Below are 1,515 nucleotides of genomic sequence, written 5' to 3'. Positions count from 1 at the left end.
GGTGAGTTGTCGGCCGCGTGCGTGGCCGGTGTGCTGTCGCTGGAGGACGCTGCCGTGCTGGTGGCGGCCCGAGGTCGTCTGATGCAGGCGCTCCCGACGGACGGTGCGATGGTGTCGTTGCAGGCGGCGGAGGACGAGGTGCTGCCGCTGCTGACGGACGACGTGTCCATCGCTGCTCTCAACGGCCCGCGTTCGACGGTGGTTTCGGGAGATGAGGCGGACGTCTTGCGAATCGCCGCGCACTTCGAGGGCGAGGGTCGTAAGACCAAGCGGCTGCGGGTGAGTCATGCGTTCCACTCGCCGCGTATGGAGGCCATGCTCGACGGCTTCCGTGCGGTCGCGCAGGGGCTGACCTTCAGCGCGCCGCAGTTGGCCATCGTGTCTGACGTGACGGGCGAGGTCTTGACCACCGAGGAGATCCAGGACCCGGAGTACTGGGTCCGCCACGTCCGCGAAGCTGTCCGTTTCCTGGACGGCATCCGCACCCTTGAGGCAGAAGGCGTGACGGCGTTTCTGGAACTGGGTCCGGACGGCGTGCTGTCCGCGATGGCGCAGGACTGCGTCACCTCCGACTCCGGCGAGATCACGGTCGTACCTGTGCTCCGGAGGGACCGTGAGGAGCCGGGCTCGCTGGTCACCGCTCTGGCCGAACTGTACGTACGCGGCAAGGCGGTCGACTGGACGGCGTACTACGCCGGCACCGGTGCCCGGCGCGTGGATCTGCCCACCTACGCCTTCCAGCACCAGCGCTACTGGCTGACGGATGAGCGCACGTACGACGGCGACGCAAGTGGCCTTGGGCAGAGTCCGGACGAGTACCCGCTGCTGGGTGCGGCCGTTCCGCTGGCCGGGGGCGCGGGTGTGGTGTTCACCGGCCTGCTGTCGCCCGCCCGATACCCCTGGCTTGCCGATCACGTTGTCAAGGGCACGATCTTGGTACCAGGTACGGCACTTGTCGATCTGGCGCTGCACGCCGGCGAGTACGTCGAGTGCGGATCGCTGGACGAGCTGACGCTGGAAGCGCCGCTGGTGCTCTCGGAGCGGGTCGACACTCAGGTGCAACTCGTGGTGGGCGCTCCCGATGACGAGAGTGGACGCCGGGCGCTCACCCTGTATTCGCGTCCTGCTGACGACACGCGTGCTGAATGGACGCGGCACGCGGCGGGCGTGCTGTCGGAGGGCACCGGGACGGTGGGTTCCGGTGAAGGGCTTGAGGTGTGGCCCCCGCGTGATGCTGTCGAGCTGCACACGGCCGATGTGTACGAACGCCTGGCGGCTCAAGGGCTCGACTACGGACCCGTGTTCCAAGGACTGCGGACCGTCTGGAAGCGCGACGACGAGGTGTTCGCCGAGGTGGCCCTCCCCGACGGTCTTGAGGCCGGCGGCTTTGGTCTGCACCCGGCGCTCTTCGATGCCGCCTTGCACACGATGGCTGTCTCGGATGCGGGATTCCAGGCGGTCGAGGGTGGTTCGCCGGGTCTGCCGTTCGCGTGGTCGGGGGTGTCGTTGTCGGCG

General features: G+C 68.3%; 1 protein-coding gene. It reads left to right on the top strand.

The annotated features are described in order from the left end of the window. The coding region (locus ABEA26_RS35925) for an acyltransferase domain-containing protein (protein WP_345598266.1) at positions 1 to 1,515 on the top strand (1,515 nt) is incomplete at both ends.

It is taken from the genome of Streptomyces marokkonensis, assembly GCF_039539045.1.
GTDB lineage: Bacteria > Actinomycetota > Actinomycetes > Streptomycetales > Streptomycetaceae > Streptomyces > Streptomyces marokkonensis.
This window is presented reverse-complemented; position numbering and strand designations above follow the sequence as displayed.